The 17,481-nt window shown below is 75.2% G+C and carries 15 protein-coding genes; 6 read left to right on the top strand and 9 right to left on the bottom strand.

What is annotated here, in order from left to right; all coding sequences use genetic code 11:
• Positions 1–16: 16 nt before the first annotated feature.
• Both J1G43_RS11815 and J1G43_RS11810 read right to left on the bottom strand, forming a co-directional pair.
• On the bottom strand, positions 17–1,489 hold the full coding sequence (locus J1G43_RS11815) for an MFS transporter (RefSeq protein WP_307859570.1): 1,473 nt from the start codon (positions 1,487–1,489) through the stop codon (positions 17–19).
• A 23-nt stretch (positions 1,490–1,512) separates the two neighbouring features.
• Positions 1,513–2,130, bottom strand: a complete 618-nt coding sequence (locus J1G43_RS11810) for a class I SAM-dependent methyltransferase (RefSeq protein ID WP_207370700.1) — start codon at positions 2,128–2,130, stop codon at positions 1,513–1,515.
• A 108-nt stretch (positions 2,131–2,238) separates the two neighbouring features.
• Here J1G43_RS11810 and hflX point away from each other — a divergent pair, with 108 nt between their 5' ends.
• The 3 genes from hflX (at position 2,239) to J1G43_RS11795 (ending at position 7,083) form a co-directional block, all read left to right on the top strand.
• Positions 2,239–3,756, top strand: coding sequence for a GTPase HflX (gene hflX, locus J1G43_RS11805; RefSeq protein ID WP_207341354.1), 1,518 nt, complete (start codon positions 2,239–2,241; stop codon positions 3,754–3,756).
• Positions 3,757–3,843: 87 nt separating this feature from the next.
• A complete protein-coding gene (locus J1G43_RS11800) occupies positions 3,844–6,003 on the top strand; it encodes an ATP-dependent DNA helicase (protein ID WP_207341353.1) in 2,160 nt (719 codons plus the stop codon).
• A 75-nt stretch (positions 6,004–6,078) separates the two neighbouring features.
• Positions 6,079–7,083 (top strand): L-lactate dehydrogenase, encoded by a 1,005-nt coding sequence (locus tag J1G43_RS11795; protein WP_207341495.1) that lies wholly within the window; start codon positions 6,079–6,081, stop codon positions 7,081–7,083.
• Between the two features lie 84 nt (positions 7,084–7,167).
• Here J1G43_RS11795 and J1G43_RS11790 read toward each other — a convergent pair whose 3' ends face one another.
• Both J1G43_RS11790 and lexA read right to left on the bottom strand, forming a co-directional pair.
• Positions 7,168–7,440 (bottom strand): Rho termination factor N-terminal domain-containing protein, encoded by a 273-nt coding sequence (locus tag J1G43_RS11790; protein WP_207341352.1) that lies wholly within the window; start codon positions 7,438–7,440, stop codon positions 7,168–7,170.
• Between the two features lie 101 nt (positions 7,441–7,541).
• Positions 7,542–8,303 carry a transcriptional repressor LexA gene (lexA, locus tag J1G43_RS11785; protein WP_207378499.1) on the bottom strand — a complete coding sequence of 254 codons (762 nt, stop codon included), beginning with the start codon at positions 8,301–8,303 and terminating at the stop codon, positions 7,542–7,544.
• Positions 8,304–8,645: 342 nt separating this feature from the next.
• Between lexA and J1G43_RS11780 the strand changes: the two genes are divergently transcribed.
• From J1G43_RS11780 to J1G43_RS11770, 3 genes are all read left to right on the top strand, one after another.
• A complete protein-coding gene (locus tag J1G43_RS11780; protein WP_242635673.1) occupies positions 8,646–9,050 on the top strand; it encodes a LysM peptidoglycan-binding domain-containing protein in 405 nt (134 codons plus the stop codon).
• Between the two features lie 194 nt (positions 9,051–9,244).
• A complete protein-coding gene (nrdR, locus tag J1G43_RS11775) occupies positions 9,245–9,748 on the top strand; it encodes a transcriptional regulator NrdR (RefSeq protein WP_207341350.1) in 504 nt (167 codons plus the stop codon).
• 106 nt (positions 9,749–9,854) lie between these two features.
• On the top strand, positions 9,855–10,043 hold the full coding sequence (locus tag J1G43_RS11770; protein ID WP_089802184.1) for a DUF5302 domain-containing protein: 189 nt from the start codon (positions 9,855–9,857) through the stop codon (positions 10,041–10,043).
• Positions 10,044–10,166: 123 nt separating this feature from the next.
• Here J1G43_RS11770 and serA read toward each other — a convergent pair whose 3' ends face one another.
• The 5 genes from serA to J1G43_RS11745 all read right to left on the bottom strand — a co-directional run bounded on the left by serA (position 10,167) and on the right by J1G43_RS11745 (position 17,395).
• A complete protein-coding gene (gene serA, locus J1G43_RS11765) occupies positions 10,167–11,366 on the bottom strand; it encodes a phosphoglycerate dehydrogenase (protein ID WP_207341349.1) in 1,200 nt (399 codons plus the stop codon).
• Positions 11,367–11,470: 104 nt separating this feature from the next.
• Entirely contained in the window at positions 11,471–13,528 is a 2,058-nt protein-coding gene (locus J1G43_RS11760) for a CotH kinase family protein (protein ID WP_207341348.1), read from the bottom strand.
• 30 nt (positions 13,529–13,558) lie between these two features.
• Positions 13,559–14,362 carry a polyphosphate polymerase domain-containing protein gene (locus J1G43_RS11755; RefSeq protein WP_307859569.1) on the bottom strand — a complete coding sequence of 268 codons (804 nt, stop codon included), beginning with the start codon at positions 14,360–14,362 and terminating at the stop codon, positions 13,559–13,561.
• Positions 14,359–14,973: a DUF4956 domain-containing protein gene (locus J1G43_RS11750; protein WP_207341347.1), complete on the bottom strand. Its 615-nt coding sequence runs from the start codon at positions 14,971–14,973 to the stop codon at positions 14,359–14,361. Before J1G43_RS11750 ends, J1G43_RS11755 begins: the two co-directional genes overlap by 4 nt.
• A gap of 169 nt (positions 14,974–15,142) precedes the next feature.
• Complete coding sequence (locus tag J1G43_RS11745; protein ID WP_307859568.1) at positions 15,143–17,395, bottom strand: AAA family ATPase; 2,253 nt, start codon at positions 17,393–17,395, stop codon at positions 15,143–15,145.
• Positions 17,396–17,481 lie beyond the last annotated feature (86 nt).

The following is a 17,481-nucleotide window of genomic DNA, read 5'->3' as shown; positions in this document are numbered from 1 at the left end:
GTGTGCCGACGCCGCGTCAGGTGTTCGGGGCGCTCGGCGCCGCGCTGCCCGCTGAGCCGCCCGCTGAGCCGCCCGACGGCGTGAGCGCGTCGCGCCGCTCGGTCGGCGGGACGCCGACGCGCCCCGCGACGAGCACCGCGCCCAGCGCGAGCACCGCCGTGAGCAGGAACGACCCGACGAACGGCGCGGGGCCGGCGTAGCCGTCGGCGCCGCCCGCGGTCACGAACACCACGCCGGTCAGCGCGAGGGCCAGGGCCGCGCCGACCGAGTCCGCGATCGAGTTGGCGGCGCTGTTGCGGCCCTGGTCCGCCGGCGTCGACCACCCCAGCAGCAGCACGTTCAGCCGGGACGAGCCGAGACCCATGCCGGCCCCGGTCGCGGTCCACACCGCCACGAGCGCCCACGCGGGGAGGCCCAGCGCCGTGACCAGCGTGGCGCCCGTGACCCCCGCGAGCACCAGCGCCGTGCCGAGGCGCACGGCCGTGCGGCTGGGCAGCCCGGCCCCCAGGCGTCCCTGCACGACCGACCCGACCGACCACGCCAGCGCGGACGTCGAGAGCCCCAGCCCGCTGGCCGTGGTGCCCCACCCGTCCCGGTCGACCAGCAGGTAGGGGACGTACACCTGCGCCCCGAAGAACGCACCGGAGACCAGCACGCGCGTCGCGATCACGGCCGGCAGGCCGGGGCGCGCGCGCAGCGCGCCGCGCGGCACGAGGGGACGCATGGCGCCGACCGCACCCAGGGCGGCCGTGGCGGCGACGGCCTGCGACCAGGGCGCGGGCAGCTGGGCGGCGACGTTGAGCGCGAGCACCGCGACCGCGACCAGCACGGCCCACGCGACCCGACGGGCGGCGCGGTCACCGGCGGGGGCCGACGCGGCCCGGTCCGGCGCCGCCGACCCCGCGGCACCCCGCACCGTACCGAGCAGGGGGACGGTCGTCGGGACGACGAGGACGGCGACGCCGAGGAACACCCACCGCCAGCCGGCGAGGTCCGCCACGAGACCCGCGAGCGACGGCCCCACCACGGACGGCAGCACCCACGCCGTGGAGAACCACGCGAACACGCGCGGGTGCAGCACCGGGGGGTAGGCGCGGGCGACGACGACGAGCAGCGTGACGTTGAGAACGCCACCCCCGAGCCCTTGGGCGAGCCGCCCCAGCATGAGCACCGGCATCGACGCGGCGGCCCCGGCGACGACGAGCCCGAGCACGAACAGCACGACGCCCGCGGCGAACGGCGGGCCGGGCCCGCGCCGGTCGGACCACGCGCCGGCCACGACCATGCCGACGACACCGGTCGCCAGCGGTCCGGCGAACGCGAACGCGTACAGGGCGCGCCCGTCCAGCACCTCGGCCACCTGCGGCATCACGGTGGTCACGGCGAACGACTCGAAGGCGACCAGCACGACCAGCGCGAACATCGCGGCGGACACGGGGCGACGGGCGCGCCACATCGCATCGGGGGTCGCGTCGTCGGGGAGCGTCACGGCAGGACCGTCCGGCGCTACCGTCACGGCGCGACCCGGAGCACCCGGAACCCCTTCGCGCTGGCCTCGCGCGTGGTGGGCAGCCCGGCCTCCTCGACCAGCCAGCGCTGCAGCGGGTCGGCACCGAGGTTGCGTCCCACGACCAGCCAGCCCTCACCGCCGGGCGCCAGGCGGGGCAGCCACCGCGTCAGCAGCCCGTGCAGCGCGGGCTTGCCGATGCGCACCGGCGGGTTCGACCAGACGGCCGCGAACCGCACGTCGTCCGGCACGTCGTCAGGGGTCGCGGCCACGACGTTCGTCAGACCGAGCCGCACGGCGTTGCGGCGCACCAGGTCGAGCGCGCGCTCGTTGACGTCCACGGCCCACACCCGGGCGTCGGGCGCGAGCAGCGCGAGCGTGAGCGCGACGGGTCCCCAGCCGCAGCCGAGGTCGAGCAGGTCGCCGCGGGGCGGTGGCGCCGGCACGGTCCGCAGGAGCACCTGCGTGCCGAGGTCGACGTGGTCGGGGGAGAACACGCCCCCGGCCGTCTCCACCTCCACGTCGCGCCCTGCCAGGTGCACGCGCAGCGTGCGGCGCTGCTCGGGGGAGGCCGGTCGGGCCGTGAAGTAGTGCTGACCCTGCTCGTCGTCGGTGCCGCTCACCTGCCGAGGCTAGCGGCGCGCGAGGGTGTGCCCGCAGCGAAAACCCGTCGCGGGCGTCGTACGTGCGTGCGATCCTGGACACAGCCATCCGCCGACGAGAGGACCCGCGTGGACGACCGAGAGCACACCACCGACGAGGCGCAGCAGGCGCCGGCGCGCAGCGCGCAGGAGGTGGCCGACGACGTCGTCGCACGTGTGCTCGCACGGGCCGGTACCGCGCTGCAGTCCGGCGGGACGTCGCACACCGCGTTCGACGGCGACCAGCTCGACCTCGAGGAGCGCACGTCGCTGCGGCGCGTCTCCGGGCTGTCGACCGAGCTCGAGGACGTCTCCGAGGTCGAGTACCGCAAGCTGCGCCTCGAGCGGGTCGTGCTCGTGGGCCTGTGGGGCTCCGGCTCGGTCGAGGACGCCGAGAACTCGCTGCGCGAGCTGGCGGCCCTCGCGGAGACGGCCGGCTCGGAGGTGCTCGACGGGCTGCTGCAGCGCCGCCGGACGCCCGACCCCGGCACGTTCCTCGGCTCGGGCAAGGCGGCCGAGCTGGCGACGCTCGTCGCGGCCGTGGGCGCGGACACCGTCGTGGTCGACGGCGAGCTGGCGCCGTCCCAGCGGCGCGCGCTGGAGGACGTGGTCAAGGTCAAGGTCGTGGACCGCACTGCGCTGATCCTCGACATCTTCGCGCAGCACGCGAAGTCCCGGGAGGGCAAGGCGCAGGTCGAGCTCGCGCAGCTCGAGTACCTCCTGCCGCGCCTGCGCGGGTGGGGTGAGTCCATGAGCCGCCAGGCCGGTGGCCAGGTCGGCGGCGCCGGCGCGGGCATGGGCTCACGCGGGCCGGGCGAGACGAAGATCGAGCTCGACCGCCGCCGCATCCGCAACCGGATGGCGAAGCTGCGTCGGGAGATCGCCGCGATGGCGCCCGCGCGCGAGACGAAGCGGGCCTCCCGCAAGCGCAACGCGATCCCGTCGGTCGCGATCGCCGGCTACACCAACGCCGGCAAGTCCTCGCTGCTCAACCGGCTGACGCACGCGGGTGTGCTGGTCGAGAACGCGCTCTTCGCGACCCTCGACCCGACCGTGCGTCGCGCGGAGGCCGCCGACGGGCGCGTCTACACGCTGGTCGACACGGTCGGGTTCGTGCGCGCCCTGCCGCACCAGCTCGTCGAGGCGTTCCGCTCGACGCTGGAGGAGGTGGCCGACGCCGACCTCATCCTGCACGTCGTGGACGCGGCGCACCCCGACCCCGAGGGGCAGATCGCCGCCGTGCGGCACGTGTTCGCCGACATCCCCGGCGCCATGGACGTGCCCGAGATCATCGTCCTCAACAAGGCCGACCTCGCGTCGCCGGAGGCGGTGGCGCGGCTGCGCTCGCGCGAGGTGCACTCGGTCGTCGTGTCCGCCCACACCGGGGAGGGCATCGAGGAGCTCGGCGCCCTGATCGCCGACCAGCTGCCTCGCCCCGGCGTGCAGGTCGAGGTCGTGGTGCCCTACGCGCGCGGCGACCTCGTCAACCGCGTGCACGAGCACGGCGACATCGACCACGAGGAGCACACGGCGGCCGGAACGCTGCTGCGCGCCCGGGTCGACGCGGGTCTGGCTGCGGAGCTCGAGGCGGCGGCGCGCACGGCATGACCGCGGACGGTCCGCGGGTGTGGTGCAGTGCGTCCCGGTGCCCGGGCGGGCACGAGGGGTGTCGGCGGCCGCGACTACGCTGACGCGGTGCCCGAGCCCGAACCTGCGTCGTCGACAGGCACCGACGACGGCGCCCGCGCCCCGCACGCGGCAGCGGAGGTCGACGAGCTCCTGGACCTGGCCGTCGGGGCGCTCGGCGGCGGGCGGCGCGACGGGCAGCACGCGATGGCGCAGGCCGTGGCCGACGCGCTGCGCACCGGTGAGCACCTCCTCGTCCAGGCCGGCACGGGCACGGGCAAGTCGCTCGGCTACCTCGTGCCCGCCGTGCGGCACGCCGTGCTGGCCGAGGAGCGCGTGGTGGTGTCGACCGCGACGCTGGCGCTGCAGCGCCAGGTGCTCACGCGTGACCTGCCGCTCGTCACCACGGCGCTGGCGTCGAAGCTGCCGCGCCAGGCGCAGATCGCGCTGCTGAAGGGCTGGCACAACTACCTGTGCGTCCACAAGGTTGCCGGCGGCTACCCGTCCGACGACCAGGGGACGCTCTTCGACGTCCCCGAGCGGCCCGGCGCCGCCGAGCACCCGCCCGTGGTCGAGGACGGCGACACCGTGCGCGAGTCGCTGGGCGAGCAGGTGGTCCGCGTGCGCGAGTGGGCCGAGGAGACGACCACGGGCGACCGTGACGACCTCGTCCCGGGCGTGTCCGACCGTGCGTGGCGGCAGGTGTCCGTCACCGCCATGGAGTGCCTCGGGGGGACGTGCCCGATGCTCGCCGAGTGCTTCCCGGAAGCCGCCCGGGCGCGCTCGCGGGAGGCGGACGTGGTCGTGACGAACCACGCGATGCTGGGGATCGCCGCGTCCGGCTCGCCCGGCGTGCTGCCCGAGCACCAGGTCGTGGTCGTCGACGAGGCGCACGAGCTGGCCGACCGGGTCACGGCGCAGGCGACGGCCGAGCTGTCCCTGCCGGCGATCGAGCAGGCGGCGCGCATGGCGCGACGTCACGGCGGCGTCCCCACCACCGACCTGGACACCGCCGCGCAGCACCTCGCGAGCGTCATCGTGCCCCTGCCCGAGGGCCGGTTCCCCCGCGGGCTGCCGGAGGACGTGCGCCTGGCCGTGGCCGCCGTGCGCGACGCGGCGCGCACGCTGCTGACGGCGCTGAAGCCGGAGGCAGGTGCGCGCGACGCCGCGGACGGGGGCCGCAAGATGGCCAACTCCGCGATGCTCCTGCTGTTCGAGGTCGCCGAGCGGATGGCTGCCGACCCCGAGCAGAACGCGTCGACCGTGCTCTGGTGCGCGCGCGGGGAGGACCGCCGGGGCGTCACGACCACGCGGCTGCACGCGGCACCCCTGGCCGTGGCGGGCCTGGTCCGCAGCAACCTGCTGGCGGGGCGGACGGCGGTGCTGACGTCCGCGACGCTCACGCTCGGTGGGTCGTTCGATCCCGCCGCCCGCTCGGTAGGGCTGGCGGTGCGCCCGGACGCGGCACCCGTCGGGCCGCAGGCCGTGGCCGGTGCCGCGACGACGGGCGTCCCCGCGCCCGGTGGCACGCAGCCGCCCCCGGCCGGCGAGGAGGTCCTGCGCTGGCGCGGCCTCGACGTCGGCAGCCCGTTCGACTACCCGCGGCAGGGCATCTGCTACGTCGCGCGGCGGCTCCCGCCACCGGGACGCGAACCGGCCACGGACGCCCAGCTCGACGAGATCGCCACCCTGGTCGAGGCGGCCGGGGGCCGCACGCTCGGGCTCTTCACGTCCCGCCGCGCGGCGACGGTCGCGGCGGAGGCGATGCGCGAGCGGCTGGACGTGCCGGTCCTGCTGCAGGGGGACGACCAGCTCCCGACGCTGGTCGCGCGGTTCGCCGCCGACGAGCCGACGTGCCTGTTCGGCACCCTGTCGCTGTGGCAGGGCGTCGACGTGCCGGGCCCGGCCTGCCGGCTCGTCGTCATCGACCGCATCCCGTTCCCGCGCCCCGACGACCCGGTGCGCTCGGCCCGCTCCGACGCGGTGGCCGCCGCGGGCGGCAACGGGTTCATGTCCGTCGCCGCCACCCACGCCGCGCTGCTGCTGGCCCAGGGCGCGGGGCGCCTGGTGCGCTCGGGGGAGGACCGCGGGGTGGTCGCGGTGCTCGACCCGCGGCTGGCGACGGCGCGCTACGGCGAGTTCCTGCAGCGGTCCATGCCGCCGTTCTGGCGGACCACCGACCGCGAGGTCGTGCTCGCCGCGCTGCGCCGGCTGGCCGGTTCCGACTAGCCTCGTGCCTGGGGCGTGCGGACCGGGCGTGTGCGTCCCGGGCTCGGCTCGACGCCCGTGACGAGGGGAAACACCATGGTCGACGCCATCGAGGGCGACGAGTACGCCCTGAGCACGACGCCGTCCGTGCCGCGCCGCACGTCGAAGCTGGGCATCGTCGGCGCGGGCGCGGTGGGCTCGACCATGGCCTACGCCGCCCTGATGCGCGGTGCGGCGCGGACCGTGGCGCTGCTCGACGTCAACCGCGCGAAGGTCGACGCGGAGGTCCTCGACCTGTCGCACGGCATCCAGTTCACGTCGATGGCCGAGGTGATCGGGTCGGACGACGTGGCCGTGATGGCGGACTGCGACATCGTCATGTTCACCGCAGGCGCCAAGCAGAAGCCCGGCCAGACCCGTATCGACCTGGCCGAGGCGACGATCTCCCTGGTCAAGAACGTGCTGCCCGGCATCGTCGAGGTCGCACCGAACGCCGTCTACGTGATGGTGACCAACCCGGTGGACGTCGTGACGTACGCGGCGATGAAGATCTCCGGGCTGCCGCCCGGGCAGGTCTTCGGGTCCGGCACGGTGCTCGACTCCTCGCGGCTGCGGTACCTCATCGCGCGGCACACCGGCGTGGCGGTGCAGAACGTGCACGCGTACGTCGCGGGCGAGCACGGCGACACCGAGATCCCGCTGTGGAGCTCGTCGACCATCGGCGCCGTGCCGATCCTCGACTGGGAGGGCACGGGCGGCAACGGCCCCCTGACGCGCGAGGTGCGCGACTCCATCGCACGGGAGGTCGTCGAGTCCGCCTACCGCATCATCGAGGGCAAGGGCGCGACCAACTACGCGATCGCCCTCGCGGGCTCCCGGATCATCGAGGCGGTGCTCAAGGACGAGCGCCGGATCCTGCCGGTGTCCTCGTTGCTGGACCAGTACCTCGGCATGTCCGACGTCTGCCTCAGCGTGCCCTCGATCGTCGGTGCGGCGGGCGTGCTGGAGAGGCTCGAGGTGCCGATGTCCTCCGACGAGATCATGGGGATGCGTCGCTCCGCGGAGGCAGTCCGGTCGGTCGCACGCCGCTTCGGCTTCTGACCTCGCACGGCGGCCGCCGCCGCCCAGCGGGCCGGAAGCGCGCCGGGACGGGCGGCGGCCTGCCGACCTCGGCCCGCGGGCGCGTCAGTGCGAGCGCAGGGCGGTGACCAGCTCGGCCTTGCGCATGGCGGAGCGGCCCGTGATGCCGATCTCGGCGGCGCGCCGCCGCAGGTCCGCGACCGTCCAGTCGTCGTAGTCGCCCGCCCGACCGCCCGCGCGGCCGACCGCCGAGCGCCCGCGCGCCGCCGCGGCGTTGGCGATGCGCGCGGACTTCTCCTTGCTGTTGCCCCGGTCCCGCAGGTCCTCGTACAACTCGGGGTCCTTCACGCTGGGGCCGGGGTCGCGACGTGCGGGCATGGTGTCTCCCTGCGGGCTGGCCGTGCGCCGGGCCGTCCGGCGCACGGCCACAGCCTCGCGCCGCGGGTGACCCGTCGCACGGCGACGCCGGCGGGCCGGCGCTACAGGCTCCGCAGGACGCTGACGACGCGTCCGAGCACGGTCGCCTCGTCGCCGTCGATCGGTGCGTAGGCCGGGTTGTGGGGCAGCAGCCAGACGTGGCCGTCGGCGCGCTTGAGGGTCTTCACCGTCGCCTCCCCGTCGATCATCGCGGCCACGATCTCGCCGTTCTCGGCCACCGGCTGACGTCGCACCACCACCCAGTCGCCGTCGCAGATGGCGGCGTCGATCATCGAGTCGCCGGCCACCTTGAGCAGGAAGAGCTCACCCTCCCCGACCAGCTGGCGCGGCAGGGGGAAGACGTCCTCGACGACCTGCTCGGCGACGATCGGCCCGCCTGCGGCGATCCGGCCCACGACGGGCACGTACGACGGGGCGGGGGCGCTGTCGCGCTCGGGCAGGTCGGTGTCCGGCGCGGGGCCGTCCGACCCGGCGCCCCACCGTGCGACGCTGCGCGCGTCGTCCGGCTGCACGACCTCGATGGCGCGGGGCCGGTGCGGGTCGCGCCGCAGGTAGCCCTTGCGCTCGAGCGCCGTGAGCTGGTGCTTGACGCTGGACGGGCTGGTGAGCCCGACGGCCTCGCCGATCTCCCGCATGCTCGGCGGGTACCCGCGCTGCTCGACCGAGGCGCGCACGGTCTCCAGGACGAGGCGCTGGCGCGTGGTCAGCCCGTCGCCGGGGACCTCGTCGGCGTCGGTGGCGGACGCGGCCGCGGCGGCGGCCCGCCCGCGGGCCTGCGTCGTCGAGCCGTGCTGCACGTCCACTGCGCCTCCTGCGTCGGTCGACGCGGGGCCCGGGGCGGGACCCGCGTGCGCCGGGCGCCGCCACCCGCGCCGGGCCTCGCCCTCGGGGACGAGCTCCGGCGACGGTCGCCGCCGCCGACGTCGCCACGGCGATGTCGGAGGTCGGTGGTGCACTCGTCGCAGTGCTCACCCTAGGGGCGGGGGGTGGTCGGATCAAACATCTGTTCGATCGTGTCTCGACGCGTGTCGGTCCGGTCTGGTAGACATCGTACAAGCGTTCGACGAACACGTGTTCGATCGAGCGGACAGATGCCGGGTCGGGTCGAGGTCGAGGACCGGGATCGACGACGAGAGGAACGCAGGATGAGCGCGATGACGACGGAACGGACGGTGCGACCGGCCGCGGGTGTCCGTGCGGTGCGTCCGGCACCCGTGGTGCGGGACGCGAGCACGCGTGCTGCGCGGCCGACGGGGCCCTCGTCGACGCTCCACCTCACGCGTCGCGGCCGGCTCGTCGTCTGGACGGTGGCCGCGCTGGTGGCGCTCGGCGTCGGCGGCGCCGCGGGCGCCTGGGCCGACGGCCCTGCGGCCGCTCCTGAGGTGCGGCGCGTCGTCGTCGCACCCGGGGACACCCTGTGGGGCATCGCGGCGGAGGCCGCCTCCCCGGGCGAGGACGTGCGGGACGTCGTGCTCGAGCTGATGGCGCTCAACGAGCTGCCCTCCGGCGGGGTGCAGGCCGGGCAGACGGTGGTCGTGCCGGCGCGCTGAGCGCACGGCGACGGGCGGAAGGCCCGCGGCGCGGCACTGCGGGCGGGTCCGCCACGCTGTGGGCCGCGACGGCGCCCACCGCGCCCCGACGGTGGCAGGGATGTTGCGGCGGCAGGCCGTACCGCTTAGCGTCGCGTGCGTCCGCGCGGCGCTGTCGAGGCGGACGTCATCTGCGCCACGCCGAGAGGTCCGCTGTGCACTGTCCGTTCTGCCGGCATCCCGACTCCCGTGTGGTCGACTCCCGCACCTCCGACGACGGGTCGTCGATCCGGCGCCGCCGTCAGTGCCCGAGCTGCCACCGTCGGTTCACCACCGTCGAGACCGCGAGCCTGTCCGTCGTGAAGCGGTCCGGGGCCACCGAGCCCTTCAGCCGCGAGAAGATCGCCAACGGTGTGCGCAAGGCGTGTCAGGGGCGACCGGTGAGCGAGGACGACCTCGCGCTCCTGGCGCAGAAGGTCGAGGAGAGCCTGCGCACGTCCGGCTCGGCCGAGATCGACGCCTACGAGATCGGTCTGGCGATCCTCGGGCCGCTGCGCGAGCTCGACGAGGTCGCCTACCTCCGGTTCGCCAGCGTCTACCAGGCGTTCGACTCCCTGGAGGACTTCGAGACCGCGATCTCGGGACTGCGTGCCGAGCACCGCGCGTCCCGCGCGGGCGAGGACGACGCACCCGCCGGGACGGCGTCGAGCGGGGTCTGACCCTCGCCGTCCGGCGTGCCCCGCAGGAATGGGCTGGCGTGGACGGCCGCGGTCGACCACGCTGGGACCGCCGGTGTGACCACGCCGGCGAGCGGAGGACAAGCACATGACCCAGGACGATCAGCCGTCGGCAGTCAGCGACGAGGCCAAGGAGAAGTTCCGGGCCGCGCTCGAGCACAAGAAGGCCCAGGGGCACCGCAGCGCGGACGGCAGCCGCAACACCGGCGCGGTCCACGGCGCGGAGACGGCGGGGCCGGTCCAGCGACGGTTCCAGCGCAAGTCCGGCTCGGCCTGACCGGTCAGGGACCGGCAGCGAGCCGCAGGGGGTCGCGCAGCACACGGCTGCGCGGCCCCCTTCGTCGTCGTCGGCCCCGACATCACCATCGGGCCGGCAGGCACGACAGGGCGTCCGGCCCGGTCAGTCGAGCAGGCGCAGCCGCAGCGACTCCGGTCGGCCGCGCAGCACGTCGGCCACCTCCTGCGGGACGGGCGACGCGACGTCGGTGACGACGTAGCCGAGCTCGCCGCGGGTCGCGAGCAGCTGACCCTCGATGTTGACGCCGTGCTCGGCGAGGGTGGCGTTGATCGTCGCCAGGACGCCGGGCACGTTGCGGTGCAGGTAGGCGATGCGGTGCGCGTCCGGGCGCTGGTCGAGCGCGAGGTTCGGGAGGTTGACCGACAGGTTGGTCGAGCCGGTCGCCAGGTAGTCACGCACCTTGTTGGCGACGAACTGGCCGATGGCGGCCTGTGCCTCCTCGGTCGACCCGCCGGTGTGCGGCGTGAGGATCACGTTGGGCAGTCCGCGCAGCTCCGACTCGAACGGGTCGCCCTTGCGCTTGGGCTCGGTCGGGAAGACGTCGACCGCGGCGCCCGCCACGTGGCCGGACAGCACGGCGTCGCGCAAGGCGGCGTAGTCGACGACGAAGCCGCGGGACAGGTTGAGGAAGATCGAGCCCGGGCGCATGCGCGCGATCTGCTTGGCACCGAACATCCCGGCGTTCCCGGCGCGCCCGTCGACGTGCAGCGTGACGACGTCCGCCTCCTCGAGCAGCTCGTCGAGGGTGTCCATCCGGCGGGCGTTGCCGAGCGCGAGCTTCTCGGCGGTGTCGTAGAACACGACCGACATGCCGAGGTTCTCGGCGAGCACGGACAGCTGGGTGCCGATGTTGCCGTAGCCGATGATGCCGAGCGTGCGGCCGCGCACCTCGTGCGCGCCGGTGGCCGACTTGTTCCAGACGCCCGCGTGCATGTCCTTGTCGAACACCGTCAGGCGGCGCGTCAGGGAGATGATGTCGGCGATCGCGATCTCCACGACGGACCGCGTGTTGGAGAACGGTGCGTTGAAGACGGCGATCCCGTGGCCGGCGGCGGCGTGCAGGTCGATCTGGTTGGTGCCGATGCAGAAGGCGCCCACGACCTCGAGGTCGGGGGCGGCCGCCAGCACCTCGGCAGGCACGTCGGTCTTGGACCGGATCCCCAGCACCTGGACGCCGGCGAGGGCCTCGACGAGCTCGGCCTCGTCGAGCGCGCCGGTGCGCGTCACGACGTCGAAGCCGGCGGACTCGAGGATGGTCCGGGCGTGCGGGTGGAGGTTCTCGAGGAGCAGGGCGGTGGGCACGCCTCATGGTGCTCCCGTCCCGCGGCGTGGACCAAAGCCGTCCCGAGGGCCGGGACGCGTCCGCCCGGACCACGGGTCGGGGGGACGCGTCCGGCCCGCGGCGGCTAGCCCGCGGCGCAGGCGAGCGTGGGGGCTACCGAACCGCCCGAGGACGAGCCGATGACGCCGAAGGTCGTCGCGGCCCCCGCCCCGAGCCTGCCGTTCCACGCCGCGTTGCGTGCCGTGAGCGTGCTCCCGCCACCGGTCAGCGTCGTGCTCCACGACTGCGTGATTCCGACACCCGGCGGGAGTCCCAGCGTCACGACCCAGCCCGTCAGGGGGGCGGTCCCCGCCGTGACGGTGACCTCGCCCTGGAACCCGCCGGGCCAGGCGGACACCGTCCGGAACGTCGCCGTGCACGCCTGCCCGCCGGGGTCGCGGCCGGGTGTCGGCGACGCGGACGTGACGGGCGACGCGGTCGGGCCGGTGGAGACCGACGGTGACGGCGTCGGGGCCGGCGACGCGGTGGACGTCGGCGGGGGACTCGCCGGACCGCCCCACGCGGCGGGGGTGTCGAGCCACGCGGCGCGGCGCAGCATCCAGTCCTCCAGGTAGGCCACCTGACCGTTCCAGGTGGGGGCCGTCGGGGTGACAAAAGGCCCGATCAGCTGGGTCGACAGGTTCGGCCAGCGCTGCGCGTTGCGGGCTGCGGCCCCGCTCAGCGGGCCCGTCAGCCGGGTGACGTGGCCGCGCAGCGCCGTGTCGGCCAGCGGGCCACGGCGCAGCTCCTGCCAGCGCGCCCGCACGCGCTCGACGAACGCCGGGTCGCGCATGAGCACGGTGAACCAGTCGTTCGGCGGGTTCTGGCGGGTCTGCTCGTACTGCCACCCCGTGACCTGGTCGTTCTGGAAGTAGCCCCCCACCCCGAACGTGAGGTCGAAGTCCCACAGCGGCCCGGCGGTCAGCAGTCCGCCGCGGTCCTTGTGGAAGTACTGGCTGCGGTAGTACGCATCCATGTCGCGGCTCAGCTCGTTGACGATCACCAGGTCGACGAACGAGTCGACGTCGACGAGCGACGGGTAGCCGGTTGCCGGGTCGGCGCGCCCGGGGGAGTGGATCGCGTCGTTGACGCGTCCGACGTACCCCGCGATGTACTCGAGCTGTGCCGGTACGAGGTCGTCGGGGTCGTGGACCTCGAGGTCGGACCAGCAGGTCGACCCGCCCCGGCACGGCACGAGCGGCTCCTCGGCGGCCAGCCACTCGAACTTGAGGATGTACCCGCCCTCGACGCGCGGCGGTGCGACGTCCTCGGGGTCCAGCTTCTTGAGGTCCAGCCGGTTCTTCTGGTTCTTGATCGTCTCCTCGAGCAGGTACACGCCCCGGTAGTCGTCGGCGGCGACGGGACGGGCGTCGTCGTTGACGTAGACCTCGACGAACCGGTAGCGGGGCGTCGCCAGCCCCATCTCCCGCCCGAGGTCGAGCACGAGCGCCTCGCGGACCAGCGACTTGTCGGCGAACGGACCCCGCAGCACCCAGTCGGACTCTGCCGGCATGCCGAAGAACGGCAGGTCGGCGTCGTCACCCGTGTCGTCCCACAGCTCCAGGCGGTAGGGCTTCTTGTCGAACATGCGGCTCGACTGACCGCGCAGGCGGTAGCCGCCGGCGGTGACGAGCGCGGGCGGCGACGTCAGCGTCGTGGTGCCGCCGGTCGGCTGCAGCTCCAGCATCGCGGCGGCGTGGTAGTCGTCCCCGACGGCGCCCTTGCCGAACGAGTCGACCACGAGCACCGGCAGGTCGTGGCGGGTGGTGACGGACGTGGCGACGTAGCGCGCCGTCGCCGGCTCACCGCTGGGGGCCGCGCCGACGAACGCCTGCGCCCGCACCTCGGTGCTCCGCGTCAGGGTGAGCGGGCCGGACGCGACGGGGGAGGAGCCGGTCGGGACCGACCCGTCGGTGGTGTACCGGACCTGCGCGCCGGGTGCGGCCGCCGCGAGGGTGACCTGCAGCGTCCCGGTGAACCCGCCCGGGGGGACCGAGAACGTCACGTCACCGTCGGGCGACGGGGCCGCCGGCGCCGCGGCCGGAACGGGTGCGCCGGCGGCGGGTGCGGCGCCCGCCAGGGGCGCCGCCAGGGCGCAGGCGAGCACTCCCAGGGCGAGGGTGCGGGAGCTCCGTCGTGACATCGTCGTCTCCTCCGGTGGCGGGTGCCGTGGTCAGCGGGGGCCGGGCGCCGGGTCGGGCGCGCCGTCGGGCAGCAGATGACGGCGCAGCGTGCGCCGCCAACGGTTCGCGGGGAGCTCGGGCCGCAGCGCCGCCAGCCCCGTCGCGTACTTCGAGATCCGCAGCGGGCGGTGCCCGTGCGCCCACAGCAGCCGGTCGGCGGCCGAGGCCGTCGCACCGGTCTTGGTCTCGACCACGGCCATGTGCGGCAGGTGGAGCGGCCGGCGGCCGTCGTGCCACACCAGGTCGACGTCGATCGTCAGCCTGCTGCCCGTGTCGGGCAGCAGGACCGTGGCTCGTCGGTAGCGCGTGAGCAGGCTCGGCCGCCAGTGCATCTGGTCGGCGTGCGCGATGCCGTGCGCCCCGAGCGTGGCGGTGACGAACGGCAGCGCCGGTGCGACGTCCTCGCGGTCGTCGAGCCGGTGCGGGACGCGGTCCTTGACCGTGGTGCCGCGCGCACCGCGGGTCTTGACCTCGATCCAGCACTGCGCCGAGTCGACGTACGTGCGCGTGCGCACCTTGAACCGCCGCCGGCGCCGCCGTGCGGCCAGGTGGTACGCGAGGAGGTCCGGCGTGTCGAAGTACACGGACTCGTACGCGAACAGCCGGCGGGACGCGATCTCCAGCACCTGGGCGTCCCGCGGCAGCCGGCGCACCAGCCCGTCGACCGCCTCGACCGGGACGAGGTACTTGCGGTCCACCCGGGTCAGCAGGCCGGCGCGCTCGACGAGCTCGTCGAGGCCGACGGGCACGAGGCGCGCCACCGGGTCGGCCAGCAGCTCGACAGCGGGCGTCACGAGCCGGCACCCGCCGTGGACGTGCGGGCGGCCTCCCGGCCGGTCTCCCCGTGCCCCCGGCGTCGCGACGGCGGCACGGTCTCGTACCGGACGTCCACCCACGTGGTGTCGTCGACGAGGTCGACGCGCTGCACGGCGACCTGGTGGACCCGTGCGCCGAGCAGGCCCTCCAGACGTGCCACGAGCGCCACGCGGTCGAGCACGGCCCCGTCGAGCACGAGCTCCTGGCGGTGGTGCCGGCGCAGGACGCGGGGGTGGTCCGCCACGACGACCGTGAGCAGCAGCAGCGCCATGAACACGACGGAGTGCCACAGCACCTGCGCGGGAAGCGCTCCCAGGATGCCGAGGGCGAGGGCGGCGAAGTAGTACGCGACCTCGCGCTGGTCGATCTCGGTGGAGCGCAGCCGGATGATCGACAGCACCCCGAACAGGCCCAGGCCCAGACCCGCGCCGATCGCGGCGGAGGACAGCGTGGACGCGACGGCGAGCACGCCGACGTTCATGCCGAGGTACGCGACCACCAGGTCGCGCCGACGGTGGCGGCGGAAGTACGTCGACGTCAGCAGGCCGATGGCCACGAGGTCGACGGCGACGAGCACGATCTGGTCCATGCGCGGTGATCCCCCTGGTGTCAGCCGGCGCTGCGTGACGTCGGGATGAGCACCGGGTGAACATCCCGCGACTGCGCAGGACCATGACCGGCGGCACCCGGGGAGGTCAACGGTGCTAAACGTTTGCCGTCGCTCGCCGCCGGACCGGCCGGGCGTCCTCCGCGGAGGGCTAGGTGCGCTCGGTGAACCCCGCCGGCAGGTCCCGGGTGTGCAGCACGTGCAGCGCGTGCGTCGGGCGCGTCATGGCCACGTACAGGTCACCGGCCGAGACCTCGAGGACCTCCGCGGGCTCCACGAGCACCACCACGTCGAACTCGAGCCCCTTGGCCTGGCCCGGCGTGAGCACCACCAGCGGCGCGTGCAGGTCCACCGCGTCGCCCGCGGGGACGTCGCGCCCCGCCGCGACGAGCGTGGCCCGCACCTGCGCCGCGCGCTCCGGCGTGGCCACCACCGCGACCCGTCCGGCACCGGCCGCGTCGCGGACCTCGTCCGTCAGCGCCTCGGCGCGCGCGGCCGCGGTCGCCGCCAGGCGCGCGTCGTCGTCGACCCGTGTGCAGGTGAGCGCGTCGGGCACGTCGCGGGCCGACGTCTGGGGGCTGACCGGCAGCCCGGCCGCCAGGGCCACCCGGCGGGCGGTGTCGGCGACGACGGCGGGGGTCCGGTAGTTCACGGTGAGCTCGGCGAGCCGCCACGAGCCGCGCAGCAGCGGGTCCAGCATCGTGGCCCACTCGTGCGTGCCGCCGGCGGCCGACGTCTGCGCGACGTCGCCGACGATGGTCAGCGACCGCGTGGGGACCCGTCGCAGCAGGGCGCGCCACGCCATGGCGGACAGCTCCTGCGCCTCGTCCACCACGACGTGCCCGTAGGTCCACGCGCGGTCCGCCGCGGCACGCTCGGCGGTGGTGAGCGACGGTCCGCTGCCGGCGAACCGGCCCGCGAGGGTCTCCGCCGAGACGAGGTCGCCCGCCCCGGTGCTGCGCAGCACCTGCCGGGCGTACTCCACGTCGGCCGCGCGCTGCGCCGCCTCGGCGCGCGCCTGGGCACGCGCGGCCTGGTCGTCCTCGCCCAGCAGCTCCGCCGCCTCGTCGAGCAGGGGGACGTCCGCCGGCGTCCAGGGGGCGTCGGCCGGCCGGGCCAGCAGCGCACGCTGGCGGGGCGACAGCTCCGGTGCCGCGGCCTCGAGGCGGTGGGGCTTGGTCCACAGGTCCCGCAGCAGGCCCTGCGGCGTCAGGGGCATCCAGGCCAGGTTCAGTGCGACACGGATCTCGCGCGTGGTGCGCAGGTCCTCGATGATCTCGGCGCGGTCCTCCGGCGCCACGTCGCCGCCGAGCTGCTGGACGTACTGCTCCGCGAGACGGCCCAGCATGTCGCGCACGAACGTGACGCGCGCCAGGTTGTGCGGTCGGTGCTGGCGCCGGGCGCGGCTGATCGCGGACGCGACGTCCTGCGGGCGCACCACGACCGTGCGCCCGTCGATGCGCACGCGCGTGGGCTGCTGCGGCACCCGCTGGCGCTGGCGCACCGCGCGGGCGACCACCTCCGCCATGACGGTGCTGCCCTTGAGCCGGGCGACCTCGTCGGACTCGGTGCCGCGGGCCTCGACGCCGGGGAACAGGTCGGCCAGGGTCGCGGTGACGACGCCGGTCTCGCCGAGGGACGGCAGCACCTGGTCGATGTAGTGCAGGAACGTGCGCGACGGCCCGACCAGCAGCACACCGGAACGCTCCAGCAGCCGGCGGTGGGCGTACAGCAGGTAGGCCGCGCGGTGCAGCGCGACCGCCGTCTTGCCCGTGCCCGGGCCGCCCTGCACGACCAGGGCGCCGGCCAGGGGCGAGCGGATGATCGCGTCCTGCTCCGCCTGGATGGTGGCGACGATGTCGCCCATGCGTCCCGTGCGGGCGGCCCCCAGGGCGGCGAGGAGCGCGCCCTCGCCGGACACGCCGGCCAGCGACGCGGGGTCGACCCCCTGCGCGACGAGCGCGTCGAGGTCCAGCACGTCGTCCTCGAGGCCCGTCACCCGGCGTCCGGCGGTCACCAGGTGACGGCGCCGCACGACGCCGTCGGGGTGCGCGGCGGTCGCGCGGTAGAACGCCTGGGCGGCAGGTGCGCGCCAGTCCGTGAGCAGCGGAGTCTGCTCCTCGTCCGTCAGGCCGATGCGCCCGATGTAACGGCGGTCCCCGTCGTGCAGGTCGAGACGGCCGAACGCGAGCCGGTCCTCGACGGCCTCGAGCTGCGCGACCCGGTCCTCGTAGAGCGTCGCGAACGCGTCGCGCTCCGAGCGGTTCTGCGGCGATCCCGACGGCCCGGCGCGTCGCACGGCAGCCAGCCGGCGCCGCGCCTGCGCGCGGAGCGCGTCGAGGCGTCCGTACAGGCCGTCGACGACCCGCTGCTCACCGGCCAGCTCGTTGTCGATCGCTGCCACGCGCGCGGACACCCCCGTCGCGCCGGGTCGGGCGCCCGGTCGCCACGCCCCGCACGGACGCGGGGCGCACCGCCTTGCGGGCGGCC

It is taken from the genome of Cellulomonas sp. zg-ZUI22 (assembly GCF_017353535.1).
In the GTDB taxonomy this organism is placed as follows: domain Bacteria; phylum Actinomycetota; class Actinomycetes; order Actinomycetales; family Cellulomonadaceae; genus Cellulomonas; species Cellulomonas wangleii.
The sequence above is the reverse complement of the archived record's forward strand: the minus strand, read 5'-3'. Positions and strand labels throughout refer to the sequence as shown.